Source organism: Shewanella mangrovi (assembly GCF_000753795.1).
Taxonomy (GTDB): domain Bacteria; phylum Pseudomonadota; class Gammaproteobacteria; order Enterobacterales; family Shewanellaceae; genus Shewanella; species Shewanella mangrovi.
In genome coordinates this window covers 74,284-99,359 of record NZ_JPEO01000003.1, presented here as the reverse complement: position 1 = coordinate 99,359, position 25,076 = coordinate 74,284, and the positions used below count along the sequence as shown (strand labels likewise).

Here is a 25,076-nt window from a genome sequence, read left to right as displayed (position 1 = left end):
GACAGGAAGTATGTTGTGATGCAGATTACAGCAGCTTTATTTGTGAATGGATGCCAACAAGGTTTTGCCGTTTAAATGAAAAAAATATTATTCGTTTTATCCGTAATGCTCGGTGGTTGTGCGACTACGTCGGACTCTTCTTATACCAACACTATGGATGTTATCGCCGCGGCAGCAGCCGCTGCGCCGCAAGGGGTTCCCGGTAACTACACTTTCTTTGTTAAAGCGATAGGACACAGTCACCCGTTTTTCTATCTTAATACCGAAGAAGATTATCGCGACCAACGTGACATCACGATTGTGCTGCCCGAACCACTATTAATACAGATGGGGTTTAAGAATACGCCCGCAGTTGAGCAGTATTTTTTGCACAAGCGCATCAAGGTATCCGGCGTCGCAAAACGTGAGAAAATCGTGTTTAGCCATGATGGTAAACCAAGCAGCAAATACTACTACCAAACGCATATTCTTATTGAGCAGCCAGAACAACTCAGCGTTGAAGATATTCAGGGATAGTCGGGTGTTGAGCGACGTTGGTTCGATGTTGCTCACTGGCATGGATAGCTAATACGTAGGGTTAAGCTTAGTGTTCAACCTCTCTGACGGGGGATTGAGCGCGCAAACCAGTGGTTAACCATCTTGCTAAGCCGCCGTAATTAATCGTGCGCAGGCTCAACCCGATTGCGGCCTTGATTTTTGGCATAGTAGAGCCACTTATCGGCCGTTTTATATAAGTCGCTAAGGGTGTCGTGCTGGCCGTGGTTGATACAACTGGAAACACCAAAGCTCGCCGTGATATTGATGTGCAGCTCTTCGCTCAGGAGTGGTGAGTCTTGCAGTGCTTGACGCAATTGCTCAGCGTACGAATAAGCCTGCGCTAATTCGGTATTAGGCAATAACATCGCCATCTCTTCACCGCCCCAGCGCGCCACAATATCGCCTTTGCGGTGTAACCGACTTAATAGATTCGCAATGTGGTATAGCGCTTGATCGCCAACATGGTGGCCATAGCTGTCGTTGATGGCTTTGAAATAATCGATATCCATCATAATAAAACTTACCGACTTATTGAGGTTCTCTGTTTGCTGCAGATAGCTTGTCGCATTAATTTCAAATGCACGCCGATTGTTAAGTCGGGTAAGTGGGTCATGAGTCGCCATATATTGTGCGGTGATGCGTTCCTGCTCTATATTTCTTAGCCGGAAAGCCACCACTACTGCCAGAATAACCGCTTCACAAACGACGCCAAACTCGGCGCCATGAAAACCATAAAAGCTGTAAGGGATGATACCCCATACTGAAAGTGCGCTAGCCAGAAGGCCGAACATACTGCAGCTGACGGCGAGCAGTAGGTAACGCGCATCAATTGAGCGAGTAAAGTTTAACAATGCTACCGCTATCATGATGAGGGTCGTGAGTGAGATAAAGCTGAAGGCTATCCAAGCCATCAATATGTGCAGTTGCAGCGCTACGCTAATGGCGCCACCGAGAATGCCCGCAATAATGTAAATTTGCAGCAATCGCCGCAGTGGAGATTTCTTGGCAGAAATTTGTAGATAGTGGGAGACGAATACCAGACCACTGGCGCCATGTAGCACCATAAAAAACAGGGTGCTGTAGTTTTGAAACTGCGGCGAATTTGGATAAAGCCAGGAAAAACCAAATCCCTCATAGCCGAAGTTCATGATAATAAAGCAGCCAATGTAGAGGGCGTAATAGAGTGCCACGCTATGCTTGAGGGTTGCATATAGCAGTATATTAAAGCCCACCAACACGAGTAATATGCCGTAAACCACGCCAATAGCGACATGTATTTTCATCCATTCACTGCGTGACTGATCAACATCCATCAGTTCGATCGGCATGGTAAGCGGGTCGAGCGATTGCCCACGAATAAAAATTTCACTGTTGCCGGGCGGAATATCCATATCAAAGGCATAGCCAACGGTGGGAACTAGGTGTTTATCTGCAGGCTGAGCATCACCTGTGTGCCATTGCTGTAGCAACTGTTGCTGCACGAGATATACATCAACAGATTCTACCCATGTTTGGGCAGCAACTAGGCGTTTGCGTATGTGCTGTTGGCTGGGGTTGTATAGCGAAAGTCTTACCCAAGTCGCATGGTGATTGATGCCAAAGGTAAGAAATTGTCGCTTTGCATGGGTAAATTGGCCTTGGTTAAAGCGCTGTGTCACTTGAGGTAACGCCAGCGGAGAGAGGCCTTCTTCCTGAAAATAGCCAATAGCGCTAATAGGTGAGTCGTGCAGGGCTTTGTCTGATGCACATGCAGTTTGAGAACCAAGCAGCAACATCATAACGATGAAGAAACTGCGAAACACCATACTTTATCTGCCGTAGGAAGTTAATGTGGATTCAATATGTTAGCTTATAGTTTACGGAGTAACCTTGTAATCGCCAATAGTGATTTGAACGAATCTTGTGTTTTATCACGCCTGTACCGAAAACAAAAAGTGCTATCTAGGGGCGTCTCAGTAGTGGGCATTTGCAGCTTTGAGTCATGACTGGCGCTTGAGGAGCGCTACATATAAGCAGCGCTCCATAATCGCGGTTAATAGTCGACGATACCCACAGATTGACTGAAAGCACCATCACTATTAATGCTGATTTTCTTGGTGTTTTGCATCGCATAGACTACGGCTTTGCGGGGCTTCATATTGGTCTCATACATCGCCACCACTAATGTGCCTTTTGCTTTGATACGACTGCCCGTTTTCTCCGGTGGTAGATTCACTTTTTTGGCCCAAATCTTCGCCATATTAAGCCGTTCTTTATTTGGATAAGCGTCTTTTAACGTCATCGACTGAATTCTGCCGTCATCCAGAAGCGTTATATTAAACGAGTAATAATAGTCGTACGGATTTTCCGTGAAGTCCTGTCTAAGGTTTCGTTCGATTGAAAGCAAGATATCCTGTGTCAGCATATGGTTTTCTGTGTCCATAGTGCTGGTGTCAGCCGTTGTGTTTTGATCTACCGATGCGCACGATACGCAAACTAAACCTACGATTGACAGCAAGGTCGCGAGTCTCTTATTCATCATTGTGTTTCCTTTCACTAAGTTGATTGACGGCATACCAGAATCCATAATCCGCCATTATCCATGCCAGTTACCCGGCGGTTATACCACTTAACTGATGCTGTAGATGACTATCCATAATTTCTAAAATGGAGCTGATGATGGACGGAAGGAGCAGCACGCTGAACGCAAACATTAGCGGCAGCGTTAAGGCGAAATGCATGTCCTTGCACGACAGAGATTCATCCGTAGCACCAACAGCAGATTGCTGCAGAAATTACCACCTAAACGGTTAATTAATCATCAATTTATGCAGTTGTTTTTCATAATGCAAGCGGCAATGCCTTTTTCTGAGGATGGCTGGGGGAAAAATAACGGTATGAATTTGCGTGGGTTAAGATGAATATGGCATGACAGTTTATGAAGCTTTGGCGGCAGAATAGGCATGATGGTTTATAAATGGGCCTATATGCGCACTCAAACGGGAAAATACCCGCTACTAAGTAAGTGGTTTCGATAAACTCGCGTTAGTCTGCAGCACGCTTATCCTGAGCAATATGTTCAACGAGCTCACTTATCGGCATCGGGCGTCCCAGGTAATAACCCTGAGCTTGATGGCAACCGAGCTGTTGCAAAATATTGAGCTGATTTGCTGTTTCAACGCCTTCGGCAACCACATGAATATCGAAGCTTTTGGCCATCGCGATGATGGCGTTAATGATGGTGCGAGAACGTGCATCATGTTCGAGCTCTGCGACGAAACTGCGATCAATCTTAATTTCATCAACGGTTAAATCTTTGAGCATGGCTAACGAGGTATATCCCGTGCCAAAATCATCGATAGAAAAGGTGATGCCACTCGCTTGCAGGTTTGCAATGATTTCCATACTTTTGCGCATATCCGTGAGCGTCGCGGTTTCAGTGATCTCAATGCGAATAAAGGGCGACAACTGTTGATGCTGGTGAATAAAGTTGGTCAATGCCGTCATTTCATCGGCATTGTTAAACTCTGCCGCCGATACATTGAGCGACACATGTTGAAGTGGCTGTCCCAAAATACCGGCTTGCCCAAGCTCCTCTGCGGCTTTAGCCACGACTAGCTTGGAGATAGCACTGGTAAGTCCATGATCTTCCGCTAATGGAATAAACACATCGGGTGAAATAAACCCTTTGGTGGCATGTTTCCAACGAACCAACACTTCAATGCCACTCACCGCTAAACTGTGCAAATCATACTTGGGTTGGTACACCACAGTTAGTTGACTATCAGCAATGGCTTTACGTAACTCCAACACCATTTGACGACGCAGCATCGCTTTTTCGGTCATGCTTTTATCGTGAAATTGAATGGCATCTTTCTTTTGCTTGGCGACATTGAGTGCGCCAGTGGCAGAGACCATTAACTCTTTAGCGTTGGAGCCATCCATCGGATAAAGTGCCACGCCAATACAGCAGGTGGCATCAAGACCATGTTGCTTGGCACGATGATTAAACAATCGCTGCAACGACAGCACATGTTCATCTATATCGAATTTCTCATCATATTTCACAAAACTGGCAAATTGGTCTGCATGTAAGCGTGACACAAAAGACCCCGGAAGCACCGCTTCGGTAAAATCATGCGCAAGATCTTGCAGGAAAAGATCGGCGCGTTCGTAGCCAAGGGTTTCGTTAATATTTTTAAAGTCATCGATATCGAGATAACCCAGAACCAGGTGCTCGTTAGGCTTAATCTGCTGAATGGTCATATTGAGGGTGCGGATAAACATACTGATGCTGTGTAAGCCAGTAAGATTATCCATATCACTGGCTTTTTCTAAGGCGCGATTGCTACGCAATACCAGCACTAACAACATGATGGCGGTGATAATGACAAAGGCCAGTCCTTTATAGGTCTGCGCTAGGGTGCGTAACTGGCTACTTTCGACCAGCATTTCCACTGCCATATCGGAGAACAGTATCCACAAAGTAGCAAAAATGGCGTATATCGCGGCCACTTTAACGGCTGAGAACACTGTTCTTTCCATGAGATCACCCAATGTGAATTCGTTCCTAATGTTGCCAAATACTACAGCTAAAACCCTACCAAATGAAAGGAAAAATATTCGAATTTTTAATGTGTTAGAAAAATATGATGGAACTGTTTGGGTGAGGCTTTACTACAAATGAGGCAAATCTATGTTGGTATATTAGCTAAAGCAACTAGGTTGGTAGCTTGTTCGCTTAGTGTTTTTCCAAACCAAAGCGGAAAAGTCAGAGAATCGTACTGTTTGAGCTTGGCTAATTTGGAGCTTAATCCTATGTTAAGAATGTAGCGCCTAAATTATTGTCGGCGACTGTTGCATCGATTCGCCATTAAGACAACGCAGTTTATCCGCGCCGCAGCAGTCATCTCAATCATATCGAGGATTGCATCATGAACCAGCAACTGTGTGGCCTTGCAGCGTTACTGCTGTGCTCCTTTCCGGCTCTAGCCAATGGTAATAACAGCGTCAATAGCGAGCTGGGGCACTTTTCCGGCGGCTTATTGACCTCGGGTATGGTGACCGCCATCAGCAGCTACTACTGGCCACAGCAAAACCGCGTTGCGAGTGGTTTCTGGTTACCGACAAGCATCAGCACGTTGGAAGAATTCCGTGAATTTTCGACCGGCGATAATACCGCAGGGCAAGCGTTACTGGATGCCAGTTGTTTTGCACTCGGCGCTTGGCTAGGCAGTTATGGCACTGACAGATACCTGCTGGCACCCGCAGTACACCCAGATGGTGATCATGGCCGTTATGTTGGCCTGCAGTTTAATATGCGTTTTTGAAGCCAAATGAAAAGTTTGCTGGTCGCAGGTTGCTGGACTCCCGATGCTGAAACGAGTAGCTTAAAATTCAGTAGTGGCGTTAGAAATAAGGAGTCGCGGTGCGAAATGGTGTCTGGAAATGGCGGTTAGTGGATGACATCAGCCAAATTCCCGCGGCGCAGTGGGATGAGGTAATGCAACCCGACACGCCATTTAATTGCCACAGTTTTTTGTTGGCGCTAGAGCAAAGTGGTTGTGTCAGCGCCGATACTGGCTGGTTACCGATGCATCTGGCGTTGTACCAGCATGATGAGCTCGTCGCACTGCTGCCGCTCTATCGCAAATTCCACTCCTATGGAGAATACGTATTTGATTGGGCATGGGTGGATGCTTATGAGAAGTATCAGCTTGCCTATTACCCGAAATTAGTGACGGCGGTTCCGTTTACCCCCGCAACCGGTGCGCGTTTGGGTATCAAAGTGGGGATTGACCAGAACACTGTCTTATCGCTTGTTGAGCAGGTGTTGCAAAACGAATTGGCGGAGCATTCTAGCTGGCATGGTTTATTTTTAACGGCAAGTGAGTTTGCCGCGTGGCAGCAAGCCCATCAACGTGTGGCGCCATTAGCTGCTGCTGAATCAAGCACACATCAAGCCCGCTTATTAAGTCGTGAAGGCTGTCAGTATCATTGGCATAATCGCGACTATCAAACGTTTGATGATTTTCTGGCGGAACTGACGTCATCAAAACGGAAGAATATTCGCAAAGAGCGTCGGCAAGTCGCCGCATGGGATTACCGTTGGCGCAGTGGTAACGAGATTTCGACTGCCGTATGGCAACGTTTTTTCTTGTGTTATCGCATGACTTATCTGAAACGTTCTGGTCATGGTGGCTATTTAAATCAAGCATTTTTCCAATCTCTCAGTGAGCGAATGTCTGATAGCGTCAAGCTTCTGCTTGTATGTGCTGATGGCGATGCTGACGAAGAGGCGGTGGCTTGCGCCTTGTATTTCCATACCGCTACGGGCGACACGCTTTATGGCCGTTATTGGGGGTGTCTTGCAGAATACGATGGTTTGCATTTTGAAACCTGTTATTACCGCGGTATCGACTATTGCATTGAACATCAGCTCAGCTGTTTTAACGCTGGCGCTCAGGGGGAGCACAAGGTATTACGCGGGTTTGAACCGGTAAAAACCTATTCACTGCATTTGATCGCCGAACCTGCGTTTGAGCAAGCAATCAGTGAGTTTTGCCTTACAGAAATTCAGCAAAATCAGCGGTATATGCAACAGTTGCTGGACGCTTTACCCTACAAACAAATGAGCTGATAGCTGCGTTTTGCTTGGTCGATGTGGTGATGTTCCCTACACTGTGCAGATTGCACTAACCAAATGTACGGAAATGAGATGAATCATAAGGTGAGGTGGCTGAGCACTTCGGTGGTATCAGCCTTGTTGGCATTATCGTTAAGTGGCTGTGGGGATGATGTCGGAAAAGTCAGTTTAGGTTGGTTTACCACAAAAGACGTGGTGGTGGATGCGGTAACAGATCCTAAAATTGCGGGCGTAACCTGTCATATCAGCCGCATTGAGGCCAATCTGGATTTGGCTGATCCTTCCGATATGGGCATTGCTTGTCGTCAAACAGGCGAAATCACGGCGGCAGAGATTGCCAATATTGATAAGAGCAAGTCTGGCGAGGTGGTGTTTAAAGAATCACTGAGCATTCTCTTTAAGAGTCTGAAAGTTAGACGGATTTATGATGCAGATCATCAAACACTGATTTATCTGTCGTACTCCACCAAAGAAACCAATGGCAGTCACAAACATTCATTGTCCACTGTGCCGCTGTGGGGCACCAAAGCATGGAATTCCGTAGCGACCACTGCGGCGAATTGAATAATGAGTAACGCTTCAGTGCAGTAACTGATGATGTGGAATAGAACAACGGCAGCCTAGGCTGCCGTTGTTTTTGCATTACTGCCAGCCGACGAACGCTACTCGGCAAGCCCTTCAACCAGATCTAACTGAGCTTGTTGAGGATCGACGATACTACCAATCTCTGCAGCACCAGCTGGTGCAACCCACAGAATTTTGTCTTGTTTGGCGTCGTAATTGGACCATTCTGGTAAGCCTTTGCCATTTGGATTACCGGATTTGGCAAAATTTACCCAATATTGCAGCATAGTGTCGGCCACTTTTTGATCTTCAGTCGTTACTTTATCGCCATAGGCAGCATCAATGGTGTTAAACACAAACGGAATATCACTGGCGTGCAGCGCCCCAGGCCATTTGCCTTGATTCGCGCTGGCAACGTAACCGAAACGGAACTGCCAAACGGGCACATCATGTTGTGCAAATGCTTGCGCGACATAGCGGGCCGGTTCAATCATGGCTTGTTGAGTGGCGATATAGGCCGCAAGTGCTTTGGGTGGGTAGTCGGGGTACGCTTTATCAGCTGCGCCAGCCTTATCATTGAAGATAGAAAGTGCATCGGTACGGGTTTCAACGTTACGATAAACGAACCCTATGTCGGCATCCGTTGCACCTACCATGAGTGGTACACGCGCAAAAGCCCCTTTGCCATAAGCGGTCGTGAGTGGGTTTTCTATCACTTGCCCATCAATCATCGGACCGCTGTAGCTGGCGGCGTTTTCCGGTAGATTAAACAAGCCTAAATTACCCACTAATTTATCTGCAGGCAGCGCCCGCAGTTTAGCTAATGCGGTTGCATCGGTACCGCTAATGCCGACAGATTGCGCAAAGTTTTCCCCTTGCTGTTTTGCGGTTTGCCAGTCTTGTAATCCCAACATGACATCGCGCCCTCCGCCGGATTGAATGATAGCGCGGTTAAACAGATCTCGCCCAAAGCGGCTGGTCAGTAAAATATTGACTGACATGCCGCCAGCAGATTCGCCAAACACGGTGACATTACGAGGATCGCCACCAAACTGAATGATGTTGTCTTGTAACCAGCGCAGCGCTTTTATCTGATCCATCAGGCCGTAGTTGCCTTTGAACAAGTTGCCTTCTAACGCAGAATGGGCAAAGAAACCCAAACGTCCCATGCGATAGTCAAAACTCACAAAGATGACGCCAGCTTTAGCAAACTCTTGGCCGTGGTAAACATCAGTCGCAGCACTGTCCATCACAAAGCCGCCACCGTGGATCCACACCATCACTGGCAGTGGACCGCGAGTATTGTTGGGGCGCCAGATATTCATGGTGAGGCAATCTTCGCTAAATTCGCGAATAAAGCCTTCGGTGGGCACCTGCATGCAAGATGGGCCAAATTCGACGGTCTTTTTTACGCCGCGCCAAGGCTTAGCCGATAGCGGCCGCTGCCAACGGAGTTCGCCTAATGGTGGTCTGGCGTAGGGGATCCCCAGAAAGGTGTCGACATTATCTTGTTTGAAGCCTTCGATTCGGCCAGATTGGGTTTGAACGATGGGGCCGGAGGCGGCAACCGCGCTAAATTGAAGTAACGCGAAGAGGGCAGTTAGCCAATAACGAATCTTCATTACATCCTCAAAATCAAAAAGTTGCGGCCGACAAACCATAGGAGATTCTTGTTGTCAGCCAAATTAGTCGCAATTATGACTAACTGCGGCTCGCCAGTGCTAGTTTTATCCCAAGCGAAATAAATAAGGTGCCTAACACTTTGTTGAGAAATGCAGTTATTTTGCCATTATTTTTCAGCTTCTGCCGTGCCATTGCGGTTAACGCAATTAAAATATGGCAGTAAATCATGCTGTTGATATAGAACACCGCACCGAGAATCAAAAATGCCAGCGCTTTATTGGGCGCGTCGTGGTCGATAAATTGTGGTACAAAGGCGAGAAAAAATAACGCCACTTTAGGGTTGAGAGCGTTGGACAGGAATCCCTGTAGGAACAACTGACGATAACTTTCTTGGGTTTTACTGGTGTCGACAGCCTGTTCACCTTGTGCGGCGGTTGTCTTCGCCAGCAATGCTTTAACGCCTAAGTAAATAAGATAGGCGCCACCTAAAACTTTGATGACGGTAAAGGCAAACGCGGAACTGGCCAAAATGGCGGATAGCCCAAGCGCAGCCGCCACAATGTGCACCAGCATGCCATTGCAGACACCAAAGGTTGCCATACTGCCTGCGCGCCAGCCCTGAGCCCCTGTTTTTCCCATAATGAGCAGCGAATCTGGGCCTGGCGTTAGGTTCAGCATGAATCCAGAGAGAATAAAGAGCGCAAGATCGTGAATGCCAAACATGGCGAAACTCCTTTATGGCAACCAGTAGTGATAACGTTAGCTCAATGCAAAATTCACTGCGCTAGCGGCATGAATCGCTGTGGTATCTAGCAGTGGAATGGCATGGTCATCTTGTTGTACCAATAATCCTATTTCAGTGCAGCCTAAAATCACCGCTTCGGTGCCAGCCTCGACCAACTGATCGATAATCTGCAGATATTGCTGTTTAGATTTAGGGTTTATATGACCCACGCAGAGTTCGTTGTAGATCACTTGATGAACTAAGGCGCGCTGCTGCTCGTTAGGCACAATCACATCAAGCGCATATTTTTCGATCAGACGTTGTTTATAAAAAGGTTGCTCCATGGTGAAGGTGGTGCCGAGCAATGCAACTTTACGGAATCCCATCTGCTTGATGGCGTCGCCCGTCGCATCAGCAATATGCAATAACGGAATATTTATCGCGGCCTCGACTTGTGGTGCTAGCTTATGCATGGTGTTGGTACAGATCAGCAAAGAATCCGCTCCCGCTGCCTCTATCTTCTTGGCGGCATCCACCAGAATGTCCGCCAGCGCAGCCCAATTTCCCTGATGTTGTAGGGATTCAATCGGCGCAAAATCGACGCTATAGAGGGCAATTTGCGCTGAGTGCAGGCCACCCAATTGTTGTTTTACGCCTTGATTGATGAGCCGGTAATAATGTTGTGTACTTTCCCAACTCATTCCCCCCAGTAATCCAATTGTTTTCACTGCGTTCTCCGTTAGCTGCATTGACTGAGCAAACTCCATGTTAACGAACAAGGGGTGAAAAAGTCAGCATTTTTGGCAGGTGTACGCTGTCGGAAATCACTTAGTCAACAGAGGCCGTCTGCGGCTGCAGCAGCTCAAGCCATTTGGCACTGTCGTTAATGATAAAACGATAGATTTCGCCATTACGTAATTCTACTTCCAGTCGTTCAATATCGATATCACGCAGTTGCTCAGCACGGCTAATGTCACGACGCACGTGAGAAATATCTTGGCGCCGCAAGTGATAGGGGCCTAGGCCGACTTGTTTGTTGAGTGGTTCAAAGGTGAGGTCATCGCCATTGACTGATAAATGGCCATCAGAACGGGCTATGCCAAATTGAATGGTCGCTAATGAGCGACAAAAATAACTACTGCTACTATCCATGTTGTCATTATTCCTTGTCAGAGTCCGTCTGTGGAACAACATAAACGTAGCTTTTTACTCCAAGGCGCGCCAGTTTTCAAATAAGTTTGCTCATAAGTGACATTATGTAACATTTGAATACATTTTGATCTGGCGCTGATGTGGGGTGTCGTTTATTTGTGCGTCTAGCGAGTTGCACTTTGGCTTATTCGTCAGCCACTAAATCACAGGGAATAATGCCCAAGTAAAAATAATAACCAACAGGTCCTAAGAGCAGGCTGAGTGTGATCCATCGTGAGCGACTGCCAACGCTGATAATTGAGCGGGAAGAGAATGCTTTCCAACCGAAAAACAAATGCAAAACTGTCAGAGTAGTGATGCCTACAATAATTGCGATATCAAACATGATGCCATCCATGATCCTGTATTGATGTATGGGTATCTACGCTTCTTGCTCAACCTAATAGACGCGCATTAAACCCGCTATTCTAGAAACTCTGTTCGCTAATGAATTGATACAACTCAAAATAATCACAACTTTAACATCATGTAAACATCTAATTTGCAGCTTTGCTTGAAATGTCACGTCGCGCCTAAAAACAAAAAGGCCAACTGTGATGCGCTAGCATAAAGCGTCACGGTTGGCCTCAGAGTCATTAACAGAACGTTAGATAAAACTAAAACTTAAGGCAATGCTTAGGCTGTCCATCTGCTTTTGTTCCCGTTGTAAATCTTTAACAAACAGGCTGACACGATGGCGCGGTTCGGAGAAACACAGCTTCAACGACTGTGCTTGAGGGACAATATTAGCGATGGCCAAGCGGCTGGAGATCCTACCTAAATTAAGTAATACGGCTAAACGCAATAAGCAGATAAGCCGCTGTGCTGCCAACTGCAGCGGCGCATCTAACTCTTCTAAACGCTCAAAATCGAGCTTCTTACGTTGATTGCCAATCAACAGCGATAGCATCAGTTGTTGTTGCTCACCAAACCCCGGCATATCGCTATTCGCGATTACGTAGGCACCGTGTTTATGGTGGGCGCGTGAATTGATGTGAATCCCAATTTCATGCAGTGTTGCCGCATATTCGAGGGTACGTTTCCAATGTTGTAACTGCCAGTTTTCAGCAACGGCATTAAATAGCGTCATCGCGGTAGCACGTACTTTCTCCGCATGCGGGCGATCCACGTGATAAAGCTGTGCCATGCTGTCGACTGTGCGTTGGCGAATATCACTATACGCTTCGATACCCGCCAGCTCATACAACACCCCTTCACGCAAGGCGCCGGTGGCGAAATGTAACTCAGTAATTGGTAAACGACGGAAAAAACTGGTGAGGATGGCAAGGCCAGCGGCGAGTAGATGCGTGCGCTTTTTCTCCACATTATCGAGGGCGATATTATCGATATGGCCCCAGTTAATCAGTTGTTGTCGTAATTGCTTTAAGCGCGGCAGTGTAATCAGCTCATCGCCGTGAAACTGCAACATCGCCTCGCAAATCGCTTTAACGCTGCCGGAGCTGCCTAAAGTCAGATCCCATTCGCCGCTAAAATATTCTTTCGACAACGAGGCGAACTGCTTATCGGCAGCCGTCATCGCCTGTTTGAATGCGCTCGCAGTGAGCTTTCCATCGGCAAAGAATCGCTGGTTGTAACTAACACAACCGCAGCGCAAGCTCGACAAATGCGTTGATTGAGTGCGGCTACCCAGCACCACTTCTGTCGAACCACCGCCAATATCAATCACTAGGTTTTTTGCGGCTAACACCTGACTATGTACGATACCGTTATAGATAAGACGTGCTTCTTCATGCCCAGACACGACCTCAATCGGATAGGGCAGTATCTCGTACGCAGCTTTGATAAATTTTTCACGATTCTTCGCGACCCGTAGCGTATGCGTTGCAACCAGTCGCACGCGAGGCAGCGGCATATCAGAGAAGCGTTGCTTAAAGTCGCGCAGGCAGGCTAAGCCTCTTTGCATCGCTTCATCGTTGAGTTGATTATCGTCATTTAGGCCATCGGCAAGCTGCACTAACTGTTTTTCTTTATGCAGAATTTGAATACTGCCATCTTGCTCACGGGCAATCACCAGATGGAAACTGTTAGACCCCATGTCCACAGCGACAAAATGTTTTGACGATTCGGTCAAGGTCACTCTCCTGCTACATCGTCCTCTTGTGGGGCGTTGAGTTGTTGTTGGAACTTTTTCTCAACGGCTTGCAAATATTGCAGCACGGCTATTTGTGAGCGTACTTTGCGTTTGTTGCCGCGAGATTTATAGATATTCGCCTGCTCTTTATTGATGATACGCGACTTGGTGTTATCGCTGAATTGTAACGCCAGAATATCCATCAAAATGCCTTTGATCAGCGGATCATAAATTGGCGCACTGACTTCAACACGGCTGTCGATATTGCGACTCATCCAGTCAGCAGAGCAGAGGAACAGTTTGTTTTCTCCACCTGCATAAAACAACATTATGCGTGAATGTTCAAGGAACCTATCGACGATACTGTAAACCTGAATATTGTCACTGATGCCGGGAATTTCTGGCAGCAGACAACACATGCCGCGGATCATCAGCTTGATTTTGACACCAGCAGCTGAGGCTTCGTAGAGTTTTTGAATGAGGATTTCATCAACCAAGTTGTTGAGTTTCAGGGTGATCGCCGCTTTATGGCCCGTATGTGCAGCCCTGATTTCGGCGTTGATCAGGCCCTCCAGCTCAGTACGTACGTTCACCGGAGATACAATTAACTCTTTAAAATCAAAACGTTTGTATGGATGCTGAATAAAGTCAAACACTTGGGCAATTTCGCGACAGATTTCCTGTTTGGCGGTAAAGAGGGATACGTCGGTATAAATTTTGGCGGTACTTTCGTTAAAGTTACCTGAGCCAATATGGCCATAGAGTTTGGTTTCGCCTTCCTCTTCGCGGCCAATTAAACACAGCTTGGAGTGGACTTTTAAACTCGGAATACCATGGTGTACGGTTACACCAGCCTCGGCGAGTTCACGGCTCCATTCGATGTTGTTCATTTCATCAAAACGAGCACGTAACTCAATAATGGCGGTCACTTGTTTGCCATTTTTCACGGCATCAATCAGTGATTGAATGATGCGGGACTTTTTCGCTACCCGGTAAATGTTCAGTTTAATAAAGCGTACTTTGGGGTCGTAAGCAGCCTGACGCACCAGTTCGGTAAAGTGAGAGAATTTATGGTAGGGGTAGTACACCATAATGTCGCGATATTGGATGGCATCAAATTTGTTCTGGAAATGTTTGAATATCGAACAATCCAGCGCGGTAATTTTTTCATTGACCAGATGCTTGCGGCCAGGATTTGGAAAGCCAATAAAGTCTTTAAAGCTATGGTAGCGACCACCCGGAATAATACATTCAGTATTGGAAATATTGAGATGCGTGGTCAGCATCGCCAGCATATGTTCTGGCATTTCACGGTCATACACCAGCCGAACCGGTTCCGCGGTGAGACGCTGCTTCAAGCCTTTAGTCAATTTTTCCAGTTGGCTTTGCTCCAACTCGTCGGTGAGATCAAACTCCGCATCACGGGTGAATTTCATCGAGTAGGCTTCAATGTGTTCATACTCAAAAAATGGTGCGAACAGTTCATCTACACAGTGACGAATAATGTTATCGAGCAAAATCAGGTGCTTTTTCAGTTTGGTTTTTTCAGGCGGTAACTGAATAAAACGTTCAACATTTTTGGTCGGAACTTCCACCAACGCATACTGACGTCTTTCAGGCGTGTACAAACACACAACTAAGTAGGTGGAGTTGTCATTGATATGCTTCACCAAGTCGGTGGTGTTATGAATGATCAGCGGTGCAATATGGCGTTTAAGATGATCTTGGAAATGGCGTTTTAGCCACTGACTGTGAAATTCACTTAACTGTGTCTCGTTGATCAGAAAGATATTATGTCGCGCCAACTCGCGCATTAGCTCACTATAGATGGCGTCGAATCGTTCCTGCAGTAACACCACCTTGGTTTGAATTTTGGCCATCAAGTGTTTGCTAGAGTTGCGGCCATCCTGCAGGCTGGAGAGCAGCATAGAACGACGCACGGCGGCAACTCTGACGCGGAAAAACTCATCCATATTGCTGGAATAGATCCCTAAGAATCTTACCCGTTCGACTAGCGGGACCGTGCTATCTGCTGCTTCCTGCAACACTCGTTCATTAAAAGACAACCAAGAAAGCTCTTTATCAATAGAAAACTTTTCGGACGATGGAGACACAGATTAATTCCTTGAAAACTGAGTACACGCGGTTGTTGATCAGCTTATCCCTTTGTCAGCAAAGCACTCGCTTGATAAAAAAGCAATATGCTCTGCGCAGATAACGGTAAAATCTAACAAGGACCGCGAACCCCTTGAGAGTTGCCACAGGCTAGCAGTGGTTTATGAAGGCGATATGACAAAACTGCGTTTTGTGACAGATTTGTGTCGTCGATATGACAATAATTACCCACATACCTCATTGTCGGTCAGCCAGCGGTAAGATAGTAATGTTAAAGCTTGTTGTTATTAATTATGAATCACTGGTTTGACGGCCGGTGCCGAGCAAACAGTGCAGGAGTGAATGGTGAAGCCTACGCTATGGATTAGCTTTTTGTCTTTGATAGTAGTTGTATTTCTTGCGTGGTGGCTGATGCACTCAGCGCCCGTGGTCGGTCCCCAAAGTGCCATGTCTGAGATTGAAACATCAGTCGAGGCTGCAACTAGCAGCAATGCCTCAGTCGCTAAGGATGTTGCGCAGGCGGCTGTTCCGACCATTGAAGAGCGACGAGCCCTCGTCAGTCAATGTTGGCAAGACTCCATTCCGCAACCGAGTGATTTTGGCAATGACGAGTTGCTGGTGGCATTGCTCAATACGCTCGATAATGGCACGCCTTATGAGCTGCTGTTGCAACAAGTACCGGCAGAGGATGCCGCCAATTATCAGATGCAGTTAATGCGCGCATGGCGCTATCAGCAATTGCTTGCTATGGGGTATACCGATGACGGTGCAGATGACACCGATTCAGATAATGCCTACCTGAGTTCGCTTAGCGAACAACAACGCAAAATGATGCGCGTAGAAGACAACGCTGGCAAAGATTACTACCAGTTTTCTGATCAGCTTAAACCACTACTTGCATTAGACGATGCGCAATTTTCTGCGCAAATTGCCGAGATGAGTTTGACCAGTGGGCAGTTTGTCAGCCTGATGCTGAATGGTATTCCCTACAATAAGTTAGCCTTGTTATTGGAACATGTGCCAGCACCAGCGTTGAGCTCCCAGCCGGTGGTGGTCAACTTTTCAAGTTCAACACCCTTTATGAATATTGCCGACTATGCCGCATACGAACTTGATGTGCCCATGCTGAAACTGCTGGCGGAGCATGGCGTTACGCCAACGCAAACCGATGGATTGATAGGGCCTATCGAACGGGCGTTATTGCATCGACGCATGGGAAAAGATGATATCCAAAACACCTTGGCAACCGTGCAATACCTTGTTGAAAACGGTTATAAAGTGGCGTTAACCACCACAGAAAATGGCCAATATTTTGGCTCTGGCTTACTTAACATGCAGTGGTTAAATGTCGCCGATGAAGTTACTGATTATCTGTTATCGCAACAGGCAACTTACCCAGCAATGACGACCTTTCCCGTTGAAGCGAACACAGAAATTAAGGCCGCATTAGATGCGCAAGCCGACCGTATGGCAGCCTTAGTGAAACAACGTGAACAATGTCAGCAGTTAGCTGATCAACAGTTAGATACTGAGGGTTTACTATCGCCTGCACAAGTGAATGGGCTTATCAACGATCTATCCGCCAAGTATCAAGGGGAAGCCTTACTGGATGCGTTGCAAACTGAGGACCCGGCATTCGTCGCGATTTACCAGCAACGTAACTGGGGAGCGAGTAGAGGCGCTCATGAAAAGCAGCTGCGAGACGCTATGTTGGGGACGTTTGTGGTGAACTCGTTGACGGAATTGTTGCAGTCTACAGCGCTGGACTCAGTGGACACATCGATAGTGTTAATGCAGCTTATAAGAAACCCGGAGTTACTTGAGGCGTGGAATAGCCGTTTACAGCCAGTATTGCCAGAAAGTCTCGCGGCACTGTCCTATGCAACGCCTGAGAAATTGCAGGCGTTGGTGGAGCAGGGTTTTGATCTTCACCAACAGGATGTACACGGCGGTAATCTCTACAGCGTGTTTTTTAGTAATGCGCCCGACAAGGTGCAATGGTTGTTAACCGAGCAAGTCGATCCCTTCAGCAATCGTTATGGCCCCGATGGCTTAGATTACGCACTGGATAAAAGTTACGCGGACAACCAACTCTTTGAAGGAACCAAGCAAATTTTGCAAGCTTGTTTGTCATTGGAGCCGAATCATCTGCGTCGTATTGCAAGGTTAAAAAAGTTTCGCCCAGAGCTCTATCAGCAGTTGTTGACGCTAGACCCAACACTAAAAGTGGCTGATGACATTACGCCCAATGTGGTGTTAAGTATCAATATGTAAATCTGTCTCAGAGATATTGGAATAAGGCAACAGCTGGCATTCATAAGGAGTGATGATGAAATTATCAACAACGGCAGACATTGCAGGTTTTGAGGTCAGTGAAACCTTAGGTGTCGTCACTGGCAATGTGGTCCGGAGCAAACATATTGGCCGCGATATTATGGCGGGGCTAAAAACCATTATCGGCGGTGAAATTGCCGGTTATACCGAAATGCTGACTGAAGCGCGACAAATTGCAATCGAACGCATGCTCGAAAATGCAGCAGCACTCGGTGCCGATGCGGTGGTAAACGTACGCTTTACCACCAGTGCCATTATGCAGGGGATGTCGGAAATGCTGGCCTATGGCACAGCGGTAACGTTAGTGCGTCATTAAATGCATCACGCACTAGTGCCGACGTTGCTTGAGTACACTGGCACCCGCATTGGCGGGTAAGCGCGCGCAATCTATGATGGCCAATAAGGCAATGCCAGCTATAAACCACATAGATAACGCAAAATCTGCCGCGGTTGCGTGGGCACTGACACCGCCATTGAGCATGCTTGCAACCGCCAAACTTAAGGCGCCAATGGCGATCCCGGCGCCTAAGTTCATCTGTAAAATCACTGCTTGCAGGGTATTGGCATCTGGCATTTGTTTGGCAGGAATATCAGCAAAGCCGATAGTATTCATGGCCGTAAAGTGCATTGAGCGGTTCATGCCACTCACAAACAGTAGTGTAGCGATTAACCATTTTGGGGTGTCAGCCGCGATATATGCCATTGCCACAAACCCAATCACCACCATCAGCCCATTGATGACTAAAACCTTTTTAAAACCAAAACGGTTCATTATTGGCGTGGTCACGGTTTTCATCGCTAAGTTGCCAGCAAATAACCACAGTAACAAAGCACCAGACGTCACTGCACTAAAGCCAAACCCCACTTGAAACATCAAGGGCAGCAGAAACGGTACCGAAGAGATTGCAATGCGGAATAACGAGCCGCCGACAATAGACACGCGAAACGTGCGAATGGCAATTGGTGCCAGATTAAACAGCGGCTTCGGTGTTTGCTTTAGATGCAGTACGGTTTGCCAGATCATCAGCAAGCCAGCGATAAGCAGTGCTATCGAAAACCACAGCGCAATATCATCGCGGCTGCTAAATTCGATCCCGGTCATGGTCAAGCCTACCCCTAAGCCACTCAGAATAAATCCCTTCACATCAAAGCTATGCTCGCTCCGTTCTGTGTGAGGGATGAGTCGCAGTGCCGCCATAATTGCGATGGCGCTGAGCGGCAGATTGAGTAGGAAAATCCAATGCCAGCTCCAATGCGTTGCAATCCAGCCGCCCATTACCGGTCCAATCAGTGGCGCGACTAACGCGGGCCACGTCAGGATGGCAATGGCATGTACCATCTCTGATTTTGGTGTATCTCGTAGCACAACTAAACGGCCGACGGGCACCATCATGGCACCGCCTATACCTTGTAGGATCCGCGCCAGCGTAAACTGGGTCAGATCTTGGCAGAGTGCGCATAAGGCCGATGCTAGGGCAAACACCACAATTGATCCGCTAAATATCGTTCTGGCGCCATAGCGTTCAGTCGCCCAACCGCTCAATGGCACAAAAACGGTCATAGCGATCAGATAAGCCGATACGCCTAACGACAGATGGGGGGGTGGCGTGTGGAAATCTGCGGCAATGGCGGGCAAAGCGGTGGTGATGACGGTTGCATCTAAAATTTGCATAAACATTGCCCCCGCCACAAGTAATGCGGTGGCAGTACGACGATCAATATTTATCATGCCAGCAAGCGTTAAGAATAATATTGGGCTAGTTTACGCCATTGGTTAGGCAGATAACACACTGACGCGGGTGGGCTTAGGTGATTACTATTGGATTGAAATGAAGGCGAAGGTACCGAACTTGTGTGATACAAAAATATACAAAATTTAATTGTATGTTATTGAATATTGACAATATTTTACTCTAAAGATGAAGCTTTTGGCCTGTGCTTTGCTGCTTGTTGTGTTCCCGTCAACTTGAAGACGTAACGCAAAAGGACACAAGATGCAGGTATCTTCTACCAATCCCTTTCTACAAGCGCAGGCCAATAGCCAACAGCAGAGTGCTGCGCAGTCACCATCTGCCACCATTGCAAATACTAAAGCGGCAACGGCAAACCCAAAGGCGGCAACGGTCAGCAGTCAATATGCCGCCGCGGCAAAAACGACGACTGGTAACCAGCATGCGACCGCAACACATGCTAGCGGCCAAGAGAGTGCAGTATCTATTTCGAACGCCGCGAAAAAATTGGCGCAAACGCCAGCGGTGCAGCATGCAAGTGCAATTTATAAAATGGATACCAGTGCCGGCAACAAAGCCGTTAATCTTGACCAGTATTTCGCAACCGACAATCAAAGTAGCCAAGATACTTACAGCGCGCCAGTCAGCTTGTTGCCTTCGTTAGCAAACGTGAAGTCGCTGTCTTCGCATGTTGCTGCGGGCATGAGTGATTTACTGCAGAACAATAAGATAACCGCTGGTCCTAGTGCAATCTCGTTTGATGCAGAAGGCAATCTGCAAGTACCAGAAGACTACCCATATAAACAGCAGCTTACCGATGCGCTGAATAATGATCCGGCGATGGTCAAAGAGCTGCGTACGCTTGATGCGTTGGCCAATGTTGTCGGCGGTGGAAACTCGGCTGCGGCGACTGCAACTGCACCTGACGCGAGTACAAATGGCAGTGCAGCAGCTAAGATTCTGTTTTCTGCCTCGGGTGCTGTGTCAGTGACCGCCAATAATCAGAAAATTAGCTAGTGGTGATTCATAAAGGCAGGTGGTATGCCGTGAGCTTGGCTCATGGCGGGCCGCCATCTCAAAACTACGGGATACGCGGTGTCGAATTGGCAAAGCGATCGTCGGCCTGTGAGACCTGCTTTTGCGCGGTGTCAAACCAACCACAGCGAGTCTCCTCGCGGCTATCAAACTGTTGCACAAAAGGTTTGATATCCAGCACTGGCGTGCCATCCAGCAGATCTAAATCGATAACATGTAGTTGATTGCCGTCAATCTTGGCTAAGCGCAATAGCGACATACCAATAGGATTGGGGCGACTTGGGGCGCGCGTCGCGAATAAGCCATGTGGTTTGTCATCAAGGTATGGGGTTACTGTCAGCTTGGGAGGCTTGGCTTGATGCATATGACACAAGACCCAAATATGTGAGAACCCCGCTAAGTCTTGCAGCGCTGGTAAGAATTGTTCATCGAGCTCAATGAAGCCGCGAGTTGCTTTATCGTGAGAGGGCTGAACGGGAGTGCCTGCTTGCTGGGTAAAGGGACTACGGACTACGCCAATAGCTTGGTAGATTATTTGTTGTTGCATACGACTTATCTCCCTGACATTTTCATCTAATCAACCGCTAACCACACACCTACCAGCATCATCAATACGCCTGAGCAACGATTTAACCAACGTACTTTGTTGCCTTGCAGCAGTGCCGTACGCAGGCCTTTACCGCCAGTAGCATAAGCCATCATACAGACTAGCTCTGACAGCATAATGATGGCGATCAAAGCGCTGAGTTGCGGTGCCACTGGCTTGGAGGCATCAATAAAAGGCGGTAGCAGTGAAATCATAAATGCCCAGCCTTTGGGATTGGCAATTGCGGTGATAAAGCCTTGGGAGATCAGCGACCATCTGCGTACATCAACACGTTGTGCTGTAGATTTTATTATTGCTGGTGCGCGCCACATGCCTACACCCACCCAGATAAGATAAGCACCACCAAGCCATTTCAATAGCTGAAAAATAGCCGGATGTTGCACCATGACGGCGGCGACACCCAGCGCAGCCGCAATAGCGACGATAGCGACACCGACTACTTCGCCCATCATCATCCAGGTAGTCCGACGAACCCCCACCTGCATCCCAAGCGTCATGGCTAAGGTCATGCACATGCCGGGGGTTGCCGACACTAATAAAAAGGTTGGAATAAAGGCGGCCAGCAAAGAGTAGTTATGCATTAAGTGTGAACAAGCGACAACATTGAAGAGCGTCAGCATAAACAAAAGCAATAGACAACAGCAATAGCTGAATGTATTGCCTTGGCTGAGATTTTGGCGGCGAACAAAGGTAAATCAATTGAACTCAAGGCGCGCTGGCTCGACTAACATAAGAGTTAAGCGAAAGGCGGTGAACTAGACTATTGCGATAAAAGACATAATATGTCATAAAGCGTGAGACATAATATGTCTTAGTTGGCGGGGGGAACCGTCGATGTCGACAAAGGAAAAATCTAATGACGCTGTTATTGGTGAGCCAGCAGAGTGACCAAACAGTGTTCAACATGCAGAGGAATTGCCATGAATAGAAAGTGCCATGAAGTAGACTTTGAAATTATCGGTGAAAGCATGCAACTGGTGGAAGTTGAGCTCGATCCCGGGGAAACGGTTATCGCTGAGGCGGGTGCTATGACCTATATGGAGCAGGGGATCTCGTTTGAAGCGCGTATGGGCGATGGTTCTGAAGTGGAATCTGGCTTTTTTGGTAAGTTGATGGGTGCGGGTAAACGCATGTTGACTGGCGAAAGTTTATTTATGACCCATTTCAGTAACGAGGGCTATGGTAAACAACGTGTGGCCTTTGCCGCACCTTATCCTGGAACCATTTTGGCGATTGACTTAGATGAAGTGGGCGGAGAGTTGATCCTGCAAAAAGACAGCTTTTTAGCGGCCGCACTGGGTACTCGGGTGAGTATGAAGTTTAATAAGCGACTTGGTGCTGGTTTCTTTGGTGGTGAAGGCTTTATTCTGCAGAGTTTACAAGGCGATGGCATGGCGTTTATTCACGCTGGCGGCACTCTGATCCGTAAAGAGCTGCGCGGTGAACAGCTGCGCGTGGATACTGGCTGTTTGGTGGGCTTTACTGCTGGTATTGATTACGACATTCAGCGGGCGGGTTCGCTCAAGTCTATGTTATTTGGCGGCGAAGGTTTGTTCCTTGCAACATTACAGGGGCATGGCACTGTGTGGTTGCAAAGTTTGCCGTTCTCGCGCATGGCCGATCGTATCATCGCGCATGCACCATCGGCTGGTGGTAGTGACCGAGGAGAAGGCTCTGTACTCGGTGGCATTGGGCGCATGATTGATGGTGATTAGGCCGTGTGAGTGCAATAAAAAAGGCGGGGTATTCCCGCCTTTTTCGATACTCAACGTGGTCTATTAAAAACTGAATGTCATCGACACCCAGTAGTTACGACCTGGATTTACATAGCCAGTGGTTGAGCGTGAAGTGCTGAAGTAGTCACCGGCATATTCGGTGTTACGGCCCGAGCCAAAGAGTTGCACTTCAGAGAAATCTTTATCAAACAGGTTATTGATATTCGCGTTAACCGTGATGCTGTCGGTGGCTTTGTACGATGCGCCTAAATCAATGACGGTCCATGCTTTCATCTCGCTGCCCAACGCATCTGCGACCTCTTGCTGGACTGCGGTTAAGTTGTCATAAACGCTGGTGTAACGCGGCAGTTTGCCGTGGTACTCCGCGGACACTCTAGCACTCAGGTCATCATTGATCTGCCATTGAACGCGGGCGTTCACCATATGCTTGGCCGTTGCATTAAACGGCGCACCATCATTTTCGCCACCTTGCTGTTTACTGTTGTTGTAGGTGTAGTTGAGATTGAAGGTTAACTCATCAACCAATAGCGGGAAGGATGTGGCAAATTCAACCCCTTCAACCCGCGCTTCACCTACGTTGCGATATGAGTTGGTATCGTCAGTGATCGCATAAGACTCAATCGCGTCTTCATATTTGTTGTAAAACACTGTGATGTTGGCATTGAAATCATCAATATTTTCGTAATAGACACCGGCTTCATAGTTGGTCGATTTTTCTGGATCCAACTCAGGATTACCTACCGTATTGATAGTGCCATTCCCTGTGATACCGCTGACGCCATCGTGCAGTTGGCTTAGTGATGGTGTGTTGTAGCCCGTGCTTACGCCGCCTTTCACCGTCCAATCGTCTGCTAGGTTGTATACGGCATAGAGACGTGGGCTGGCGTGACCATTGAAGTTATCGTGTTTCTCGTAGCGCGCGCCAAGGGTAATCGTCAGCGGTTGTAGTGGCTGCCACTGATCTTCGGCATAGGCCGAATAGCTATCTTGCTCAAAACTATCACCTGTGGCGGCCAACACGATGCCGTCTTTCATCTGGGCATTCCAATATTCAATACCCGCGGTCAGTTGATGGTTGTCACCCAGTGGCGCAATCAACTTGCTATTGAAAATGATATTGCGGTTTTTTAACTCACGTTCAGCACCATCTAAGTCAGCCAAATCAGCAGGTAAGCTACGCGCTGTCAGTAAGCGGCCTTTGTTTTCTGTGGTCGCGTAAAGCAGATCAGATTTCCAGGTGGCAAAGCTGAGATCGGCATCATAGCCAACAACAATTTTGCTTTGCTGATATTTTAATTGATCTTGATAACCACCACCCGACGTACCTACAGGGCCTAACTGACTGTTAGTGTTGTCAAATTTTTGCTGGGCAACTTCAGCGTCCAGCCACAGATGATGCTTATCACTAAGCTTATAGTTGATGCGGCCACCGACGGTGTAGTTGTCACTTTCGGTCGGGAAGGGCGTCCGCGTTGCACTGGTGTCACTGAGTGATTCCATACTGGTGCCCTGACGATGCTTCATATTTCCGCGTAGTGTCAGATTCAGCTTGTCTTTAATCAGTGGACCCGCGGCATAAAAGCCAACCGTCGAACTGTCGCCCCACTTATCATCTTCTTGCACTGAGTGGCCGATATTAAGGCTGCCAGCCCATTGTTCGGCATACTTTTTGGTGATGATGTTTACCACGCCGCCAATGGCATCTGAACCGTACAGTGTCGACATTGGGCCACGGATCACTTCAATATGTTCAATGGCGTTCAGCGGTGGCATGAAGCCAGTATTCATGCTGCCAAAGCCGTTAGGCGTGGCATCTGAGCTGGCGGATTGGCGCACGCCATCGACTAACACCAAAGTGTAGTTACTCGGCATACCGCGAATACTGATATCGAGTCCACCGGTTTTACCTGTGCCGCTACGAATATCGACACCTTCAACCCCACTTAATGCTTCAGCCAGGTCGTGATAATTCTTTTGGGCGAGTTCTTCGTTACTGATCACCGATATGGAAGCAGGGGCATCGACAACTTTTTGTTCCATGCCGCTGGCGGTGACGACGATGACTTCATCAACTTTAGTTTTTGGTGCTTCTGCTAACGCAGGTGTTGCAATGACGGCGGTGGCAATTGCCAAGCCCAAAGAAGAGTAAGGGAAATTTTTCAT

Annotated in this window: 22 protein-coding genes; 8 read left to right on the top strand and 14 right to left on the bottom strand. The window is 47.7% G+C overall.

The genetic code is table 11. The features are described 5' to 3' along the window. Nucleotides 1-75 precede the first annotated feature (75 nt). Nucleotides 76-516 carry a hypothetical protein gene (locus HR45_RS05605; protein ID WP_037440615.1) on the top strand — a complete coding sequence of 147 codons (441 nt, stop codon included), beginning with the start codon at nt 76-78 and terminating at the stop codon, nt 514-516. A 140-nt stretch (nt 517-656) separates the two neighbouring features. Here the strand turns inward: HR45_RS05605 and HR45_RS05600 are convergent, their stop codons facing one another. The 3 genes from HR45_RS05600 to HR45_RS05585 all read right to left on the bottom strand — a co-directional run bounded on the left by HR45_RS05600 (nt 657) and on the right by HR45_RS05585 (nt 5,061). Beyond that, nucleotides 657-2,342: a sensor domain-containing diguanylate cyclase gene (locus HR45_RS05600; protein WP_037440613.1), complete on the bottom strand. Its 1,686-nt coding sequence runs from the start codon at nt 2,340-2,342 to the stop codon at nt 657-659. A gap of 227 nt (nt 2,343-2,569) precedes the next feature. Next, entirely contained in the window at nt 2,570-3,058 is a 489-nt protein-coding gene (locus tag HR45_RS05595) for a hypothetical protein (RefSeq protein WP_037440611.1), read from the bottom strand. A gap of 503 nt (nt 3,059-3,561) precedes the next feature. Further along, complete coding sequence (locus HR45_RS05585) at nt 3,562-5,061, bottom strand: putative bifunctional diguanylate cyclase/phosphodiesterase (RefSeq protein ID WP_037440607.1); 1,500 nt, start codon at nt 5,059-5,061, stop codon at nt 3,562-3,564. Between the two features lie 389 nt (nt 5,062-5,450). On the opposite strand from HR45_RS05585, the gene HR45_RS05580 reads away from it, so the two are divergent. The 3 genes from HR45_RS05580 (at nt 5,451) to HR45_RS05570 (ending at nt 7,726) form a co-directional block, all read left to right on the top strand. Beyond that, nucleotides 5,451-5,846: a hypothetical protein gene (locus HR45_RS05580; RefSeq protein ID WP_037440605.1), complete on the top strand. Its 396-nt coding sequence runs from the start codon at nt 5,451-5,453 to the stop codon at nt 5,844-5,846. A gap of 98 nt (nt 5,847-5,944) precedes the next feature. Beyond that, the gene (locus HR45_RS05575) at nt 5,945-7,156 is read left to right on the top strand and encodes a GNAT family N-acetyltransferase (RefSeq protein WP_052074540.1); all 1,212 of its coding nucleotides are present in this window, start codon (nt 5,945-5,947) and stop codon (nt 7,154-7,156) included. A 78-nt stretch (nt 7,157-7,234) separates the two neighbouring features. Further along, the gene (locus tag HR45_RS05570) at nt 7,235-7,726 is read left to right on the top strand and encodes a CreA family protein (protein WP_162180643.1); all 492 of its coding nucleotides are present in this window, start codon (nt 7,235-7,237) and stop codon (nt 7,724-7,726) included. 98 nt (nt 7,727-7,824) lie between these two features. Here the strand turns inward: HR45_RS05570 and HR45_RS05565 are convergent, their stop codons facing one another. From HR45_RS05565 to ppk1, 7 genes are all read right to left on the bottom strand, one after another. After that, entirely contained in the window at nt 7,825-9,348 is a 1,524-nt protein-coding gene (locus HR45_RS05565; protein ID WP_037441366.1) for a carboxylesterase/lipase family protein, read from the bottom strand. A 79-nt stretch (nt 9,349-9,427) separates the two neighbouring features. Next, the gene (locus HR45_RS05560) at nt 9,428-10,072 is read right to left on the bottom strand and encodes a LysE family translocator (RefSeq protein ID WP_037440602.1); all 645 of its coding nucleotides are present in this window, start codon (nt 10,070-10,072) and stop codon (nt 9,428-9,430) included. Nucleotides 10,073-10,108: 36 nt separating this feature from the next. After that, nucleotides 10,109-10,801: an aspartate/glutamate racemase family protein gene (locus tag HR45_RS05555; RefSeq protein ID WP_037441363.1), complete on the bottom strand. Its 693-nt coding sequence runs from the start codon at nt 10,799-10,801 to the stop codon at nt 10,109-10,111. Nucleotides 10,802-10,901: 100 nt separating this feature from the next. Continuing rightward, entirely contained in the window at nt 10,902-11,225 is a 324-nt protein-coding gene (locus HR45_RS05550; RefSeq protein ID WP_052074538.1) for a hypothetical protein, read from the bottom strand. Nucleotides 11,226-11,409: 184 nt separating this feature from the next. Further along, nucleotides 11,410-11,610, bottom strand: a complete 201-nt coding sequence (locus HR45_RS05545; protein WP_156104022.1) for a hypothetical protein — start codon at nt 11,608-11,610, stop codon at nt 11,410-11,412. 261 nt (nt 11,611-11,871) lie between these two features. After that, nucleotides 11,872-13,356 (bottom strand): exopolyphosphatase, encoded by a 1,485-nt coding sequence (gene ppx, locus HR45_RS05540; RefSeq protein ID WP_277619568.1) that lies wholly within the window; start codon nt 13,354-13,356, stop codon nt 11,872-11,874. A gap of 2 nt (nt 13,357-13,358) precedes the next feature. Continuing rightward, the gene (ppk1, locus tag HR45_RS05535; RefSeq protein WP_037440597.1) at nt 13,359-15,470 is read right to left on the bottom strand and encodes a polyphosphate kinase 1; all 2,112 of its coding nucleotides are present in this window, start codon (nt 15,468-15,470) and stop codon (nt 13,359-13,361) included. A 373-nt stretch (nt 15,471-15,843) separates the two neighbouring features. Between ppk1 and HR45_RS05530 the strand changes: the two genes are divergently transcribed. Both HR45_RS05530 and HR45_RS05525 read left to right on the top strand, forming a co-directional pair. Beyond that, nucleotides 15,844-17,745, top strand: coding sequence for a hypothetical protein (locus tag HR45_RS05530; protein ID WP_156104021.1), 1,902 nt, complete (start codon nt 15,844-15,846; stop codon nt 17,743-17,745). A 55-nt stretch (nt 17,746-17,800) separates the two neighbouring features. Next, the gene (locus HR45_RS05525) at nt 17,801-18,121 is read left to right on the top strand and encodes a YbjQ family protein (RefSeq protein WP_037440593.1); all 321 of its coding nucleotides are present in this window, start codon (nt 17,801-17,803) and stop codon (nt 18,119-18,121) included. Between the two features lie 12 nt (nt 18,122-18,133). Here HR45_RS05525 and HR45_RS05520 read toward each other — a convergent pair whose 3' ends face one another. Next, nucleotides 18,134-19,534 (bottom strand): MFS transporter, encoded by a 1,401-nt coding sequence (locus HR45_RS05520; protein ID WP_037440591.1) that lies wholly within the window; start codon nt 19,532-19,534, stop codon nt 18,134-18,136. Nucleotides 19,535-19,799: 265 nt separating this feature from the next. Here HR45_RS05520 and HR45_RS05515 point away from each other — a divergent pair, with 265 nt between their 5' ends. Beyond that, on the top strand, nt 19,800-20,552 hold the full coding sequence (locus tag HR45_RS05515) for a hypothetical protein (protein WP_037440589.1): 753 nt from the start codon (nt 19,800-19,802) through the stop codon (nt 20,550-20,552). Between the two features lie 64 nt (nt 20,553-20,616). Here the strand turns inward: HR45_RS05515 and tsaA are convergent, their stop codons facing one another. Together tsaA and HR45_RS05505 are read right to left on the bottom strand one after the other, a co-directional pair. Next, complete coding sequence (tsaA, locus tag HR45_RS05510) at nt 20,617-21,117, bottom strand: tRNA (N6-threonylcarbamoyladenosine(37)-N6)-methyltransferase TrmO (RefSeq protein ID WP_037440587.1); 501 nt, start codon at nt 21,115-21,117, stop codon at nt 20,617-20,619. Between the two features lie 26 nt (nt 21,118-21,143). Beyond that, nucleotides 21,144-21,758 (bottom strand): LysE family translocator, encoded by a 615-nt coding sequence (locus HR45_RS05505; protein WP_037441360.1) that lies wholly within the window; start codon nt 21,756-21,758, stop codon nt 21,144-21,146. Nucleotides 21,759-22,097: 339 nt separating this feature from the next. Between HR45_RS05505 and HR45_RS05500 the strand changes: the two genes are divergently transcribed. Next, complete coding sequence (locus tag HR45_RS05500; RefSeq protein WP_037440585.1) at nt 22,098-22,892, top strand: TIGR00266 family protein; 795 nt, start codon at nt 22,098-22,100, stop codon at nt 22,890-22,892. A 63-nt stretch (nt 22,893-22,955) separates the two neighbouring features. Here HR45_RS05500 and HR45_RS05495 read toward each other — a convergent pair whose 3' ends face one another. Next, the gene (locus HR45_RS05495; protein ID WP_037440583.1) at nt 22,956-25,076 is read right to left on the bottom strand and encodes a TonB-dependent receptor; all 2,121 of its coding nucleotides are present in this window, start codon (nt 25,074-25,076) and stop codon (nt 22,956-22,958) included.

What these genes read in the sequence shown, in the direction of transcription:
- tsaA (WP_037440587.1), bottom strand. Translation starts at nt 21,117, where the DNA reads ATGCAACAACAAATAATCTACCAAGCTATTGGCGTAGTCCGTAGTCCC.
- HR45_RS05500 (WP_037440585.1), top strand. Translation starts at nt 22,098, where the DNA reads ATGAATAGAAAGTGCCATGAAGTAGACTTTGAAATTATCGGTGAAAGC.
- HR45_RS05520 (WP_037440591.1), bottom strand. Translation starts at nt 19,534, where the DNA reads ATGATAAATATTGATCGTCGTACTGCCACCGCATTACTTGTGGCGGGG.
- HR45_RS05505 (WP_037441360.1), bottom strand. Translation starts at nt 21,758, where the DNA reads ATGCATAACTACTCTTTGCTGGCCGCCTTTATTCCAACCTTTTTATTA.
- HR45_RS05495 (WP_037440583.1), bottom strand. Translation starts at nt 25,076, where the DNA reads ATGAAAAATTTCCCTTACTCTTCTTTGGGCTTGGCAATTGCCACCGCC.
- HR45_RS05565 (WP_037441366.1), bottom strand. Translation starts at nt 9,348, where the DNA reads ATGAAGATTCGTTATTGGCTAACTGCCCTCTTCGCGTTACTTCAATTT.
- HR45_RS05605 (WP_037440615.1), top strand. Translation starts at nt 76, where the DNA reads ATGAAAAAAATATTATTCGTTTTATCCGTAATGCTCGGTGGTTGTGCG.
- HR45_RS05580 (WP_037440605.1), top strand. Translation starts at nt 5,451, where the DNA reads ATGAACCAGCAACTGTGTGGCCTTGCAGCGTTACTGCTGTGCTCCTTT.
- HR45_RS05550 (WP_052074538.1), bottom strand. Translation starts at nt 11,225, where the DNA reads ATGGATAGTAGCAGTAGTTATTTTTGTCGCTCATTAGCGACCATTCAA.
- HR45_RS05545 (WP_156104022.1), bottom strand. Translation starts at nt 11,610, where the DNA reads ATGTTTGATATCGCAATTATTGTAGGCATCACTACTCTGACAGTTTTG.
- HR45_RS05560 (WP_037440602.1), bottom strand. Translation starts at nt 10,072, where the DNA reads ATGTTTGGCATTCACGATCTTGCGCTCTTTATTCTCTCTGGATTCATG.
- HR45_RS05600 (WP_037440613.1), bottom strand. Translation starts at nt 2,342, where the DNA reads ATGGTGTTTCGCAGTTTCTTCATCGTTATGATGTTGCTGCTTGGTTCT.
- HR45_RS05585 (WP_037440607.1), bottom strand. Translation starts at nt 5,061, where the DNA reads ATGGAAAGAACAGTGTTCTCAGCCGTTAAAGTGGCCGCGATATACGCC.
- HR45_RS05595 (WP_037440611.1), bottom strand. Translation starts at nt 3,058, where the DNA reads ATGATGAATAAGAGACTCGCGACCTTGCTGTCAATCGTAGGTTTAGTT.
- HR45_RS05515 (WP_037440589.1), top strand. Translation starts at nt 19,800, where the DNA reads ATGCAGGTATCTTCTACCAATCCCTTTCTACAAGCGCAGGCCAATAGC.
- HR45_RS05570 (WP_162180643.1), top strand. Translation starts at nt 7,235, where the DNA reads ATGAATCATAAGGTGAGGTGGCTGAGCACTTCGGTGGTATCAGCCTTG.
- HR45_RS05525 (WP_037440593.1), top strand. Translation starts at nt 17,801, where the DNA reads ATGAAATTATCAACAACGGCAGACATTGCAGGTTTTGAGGTCAGTGAA.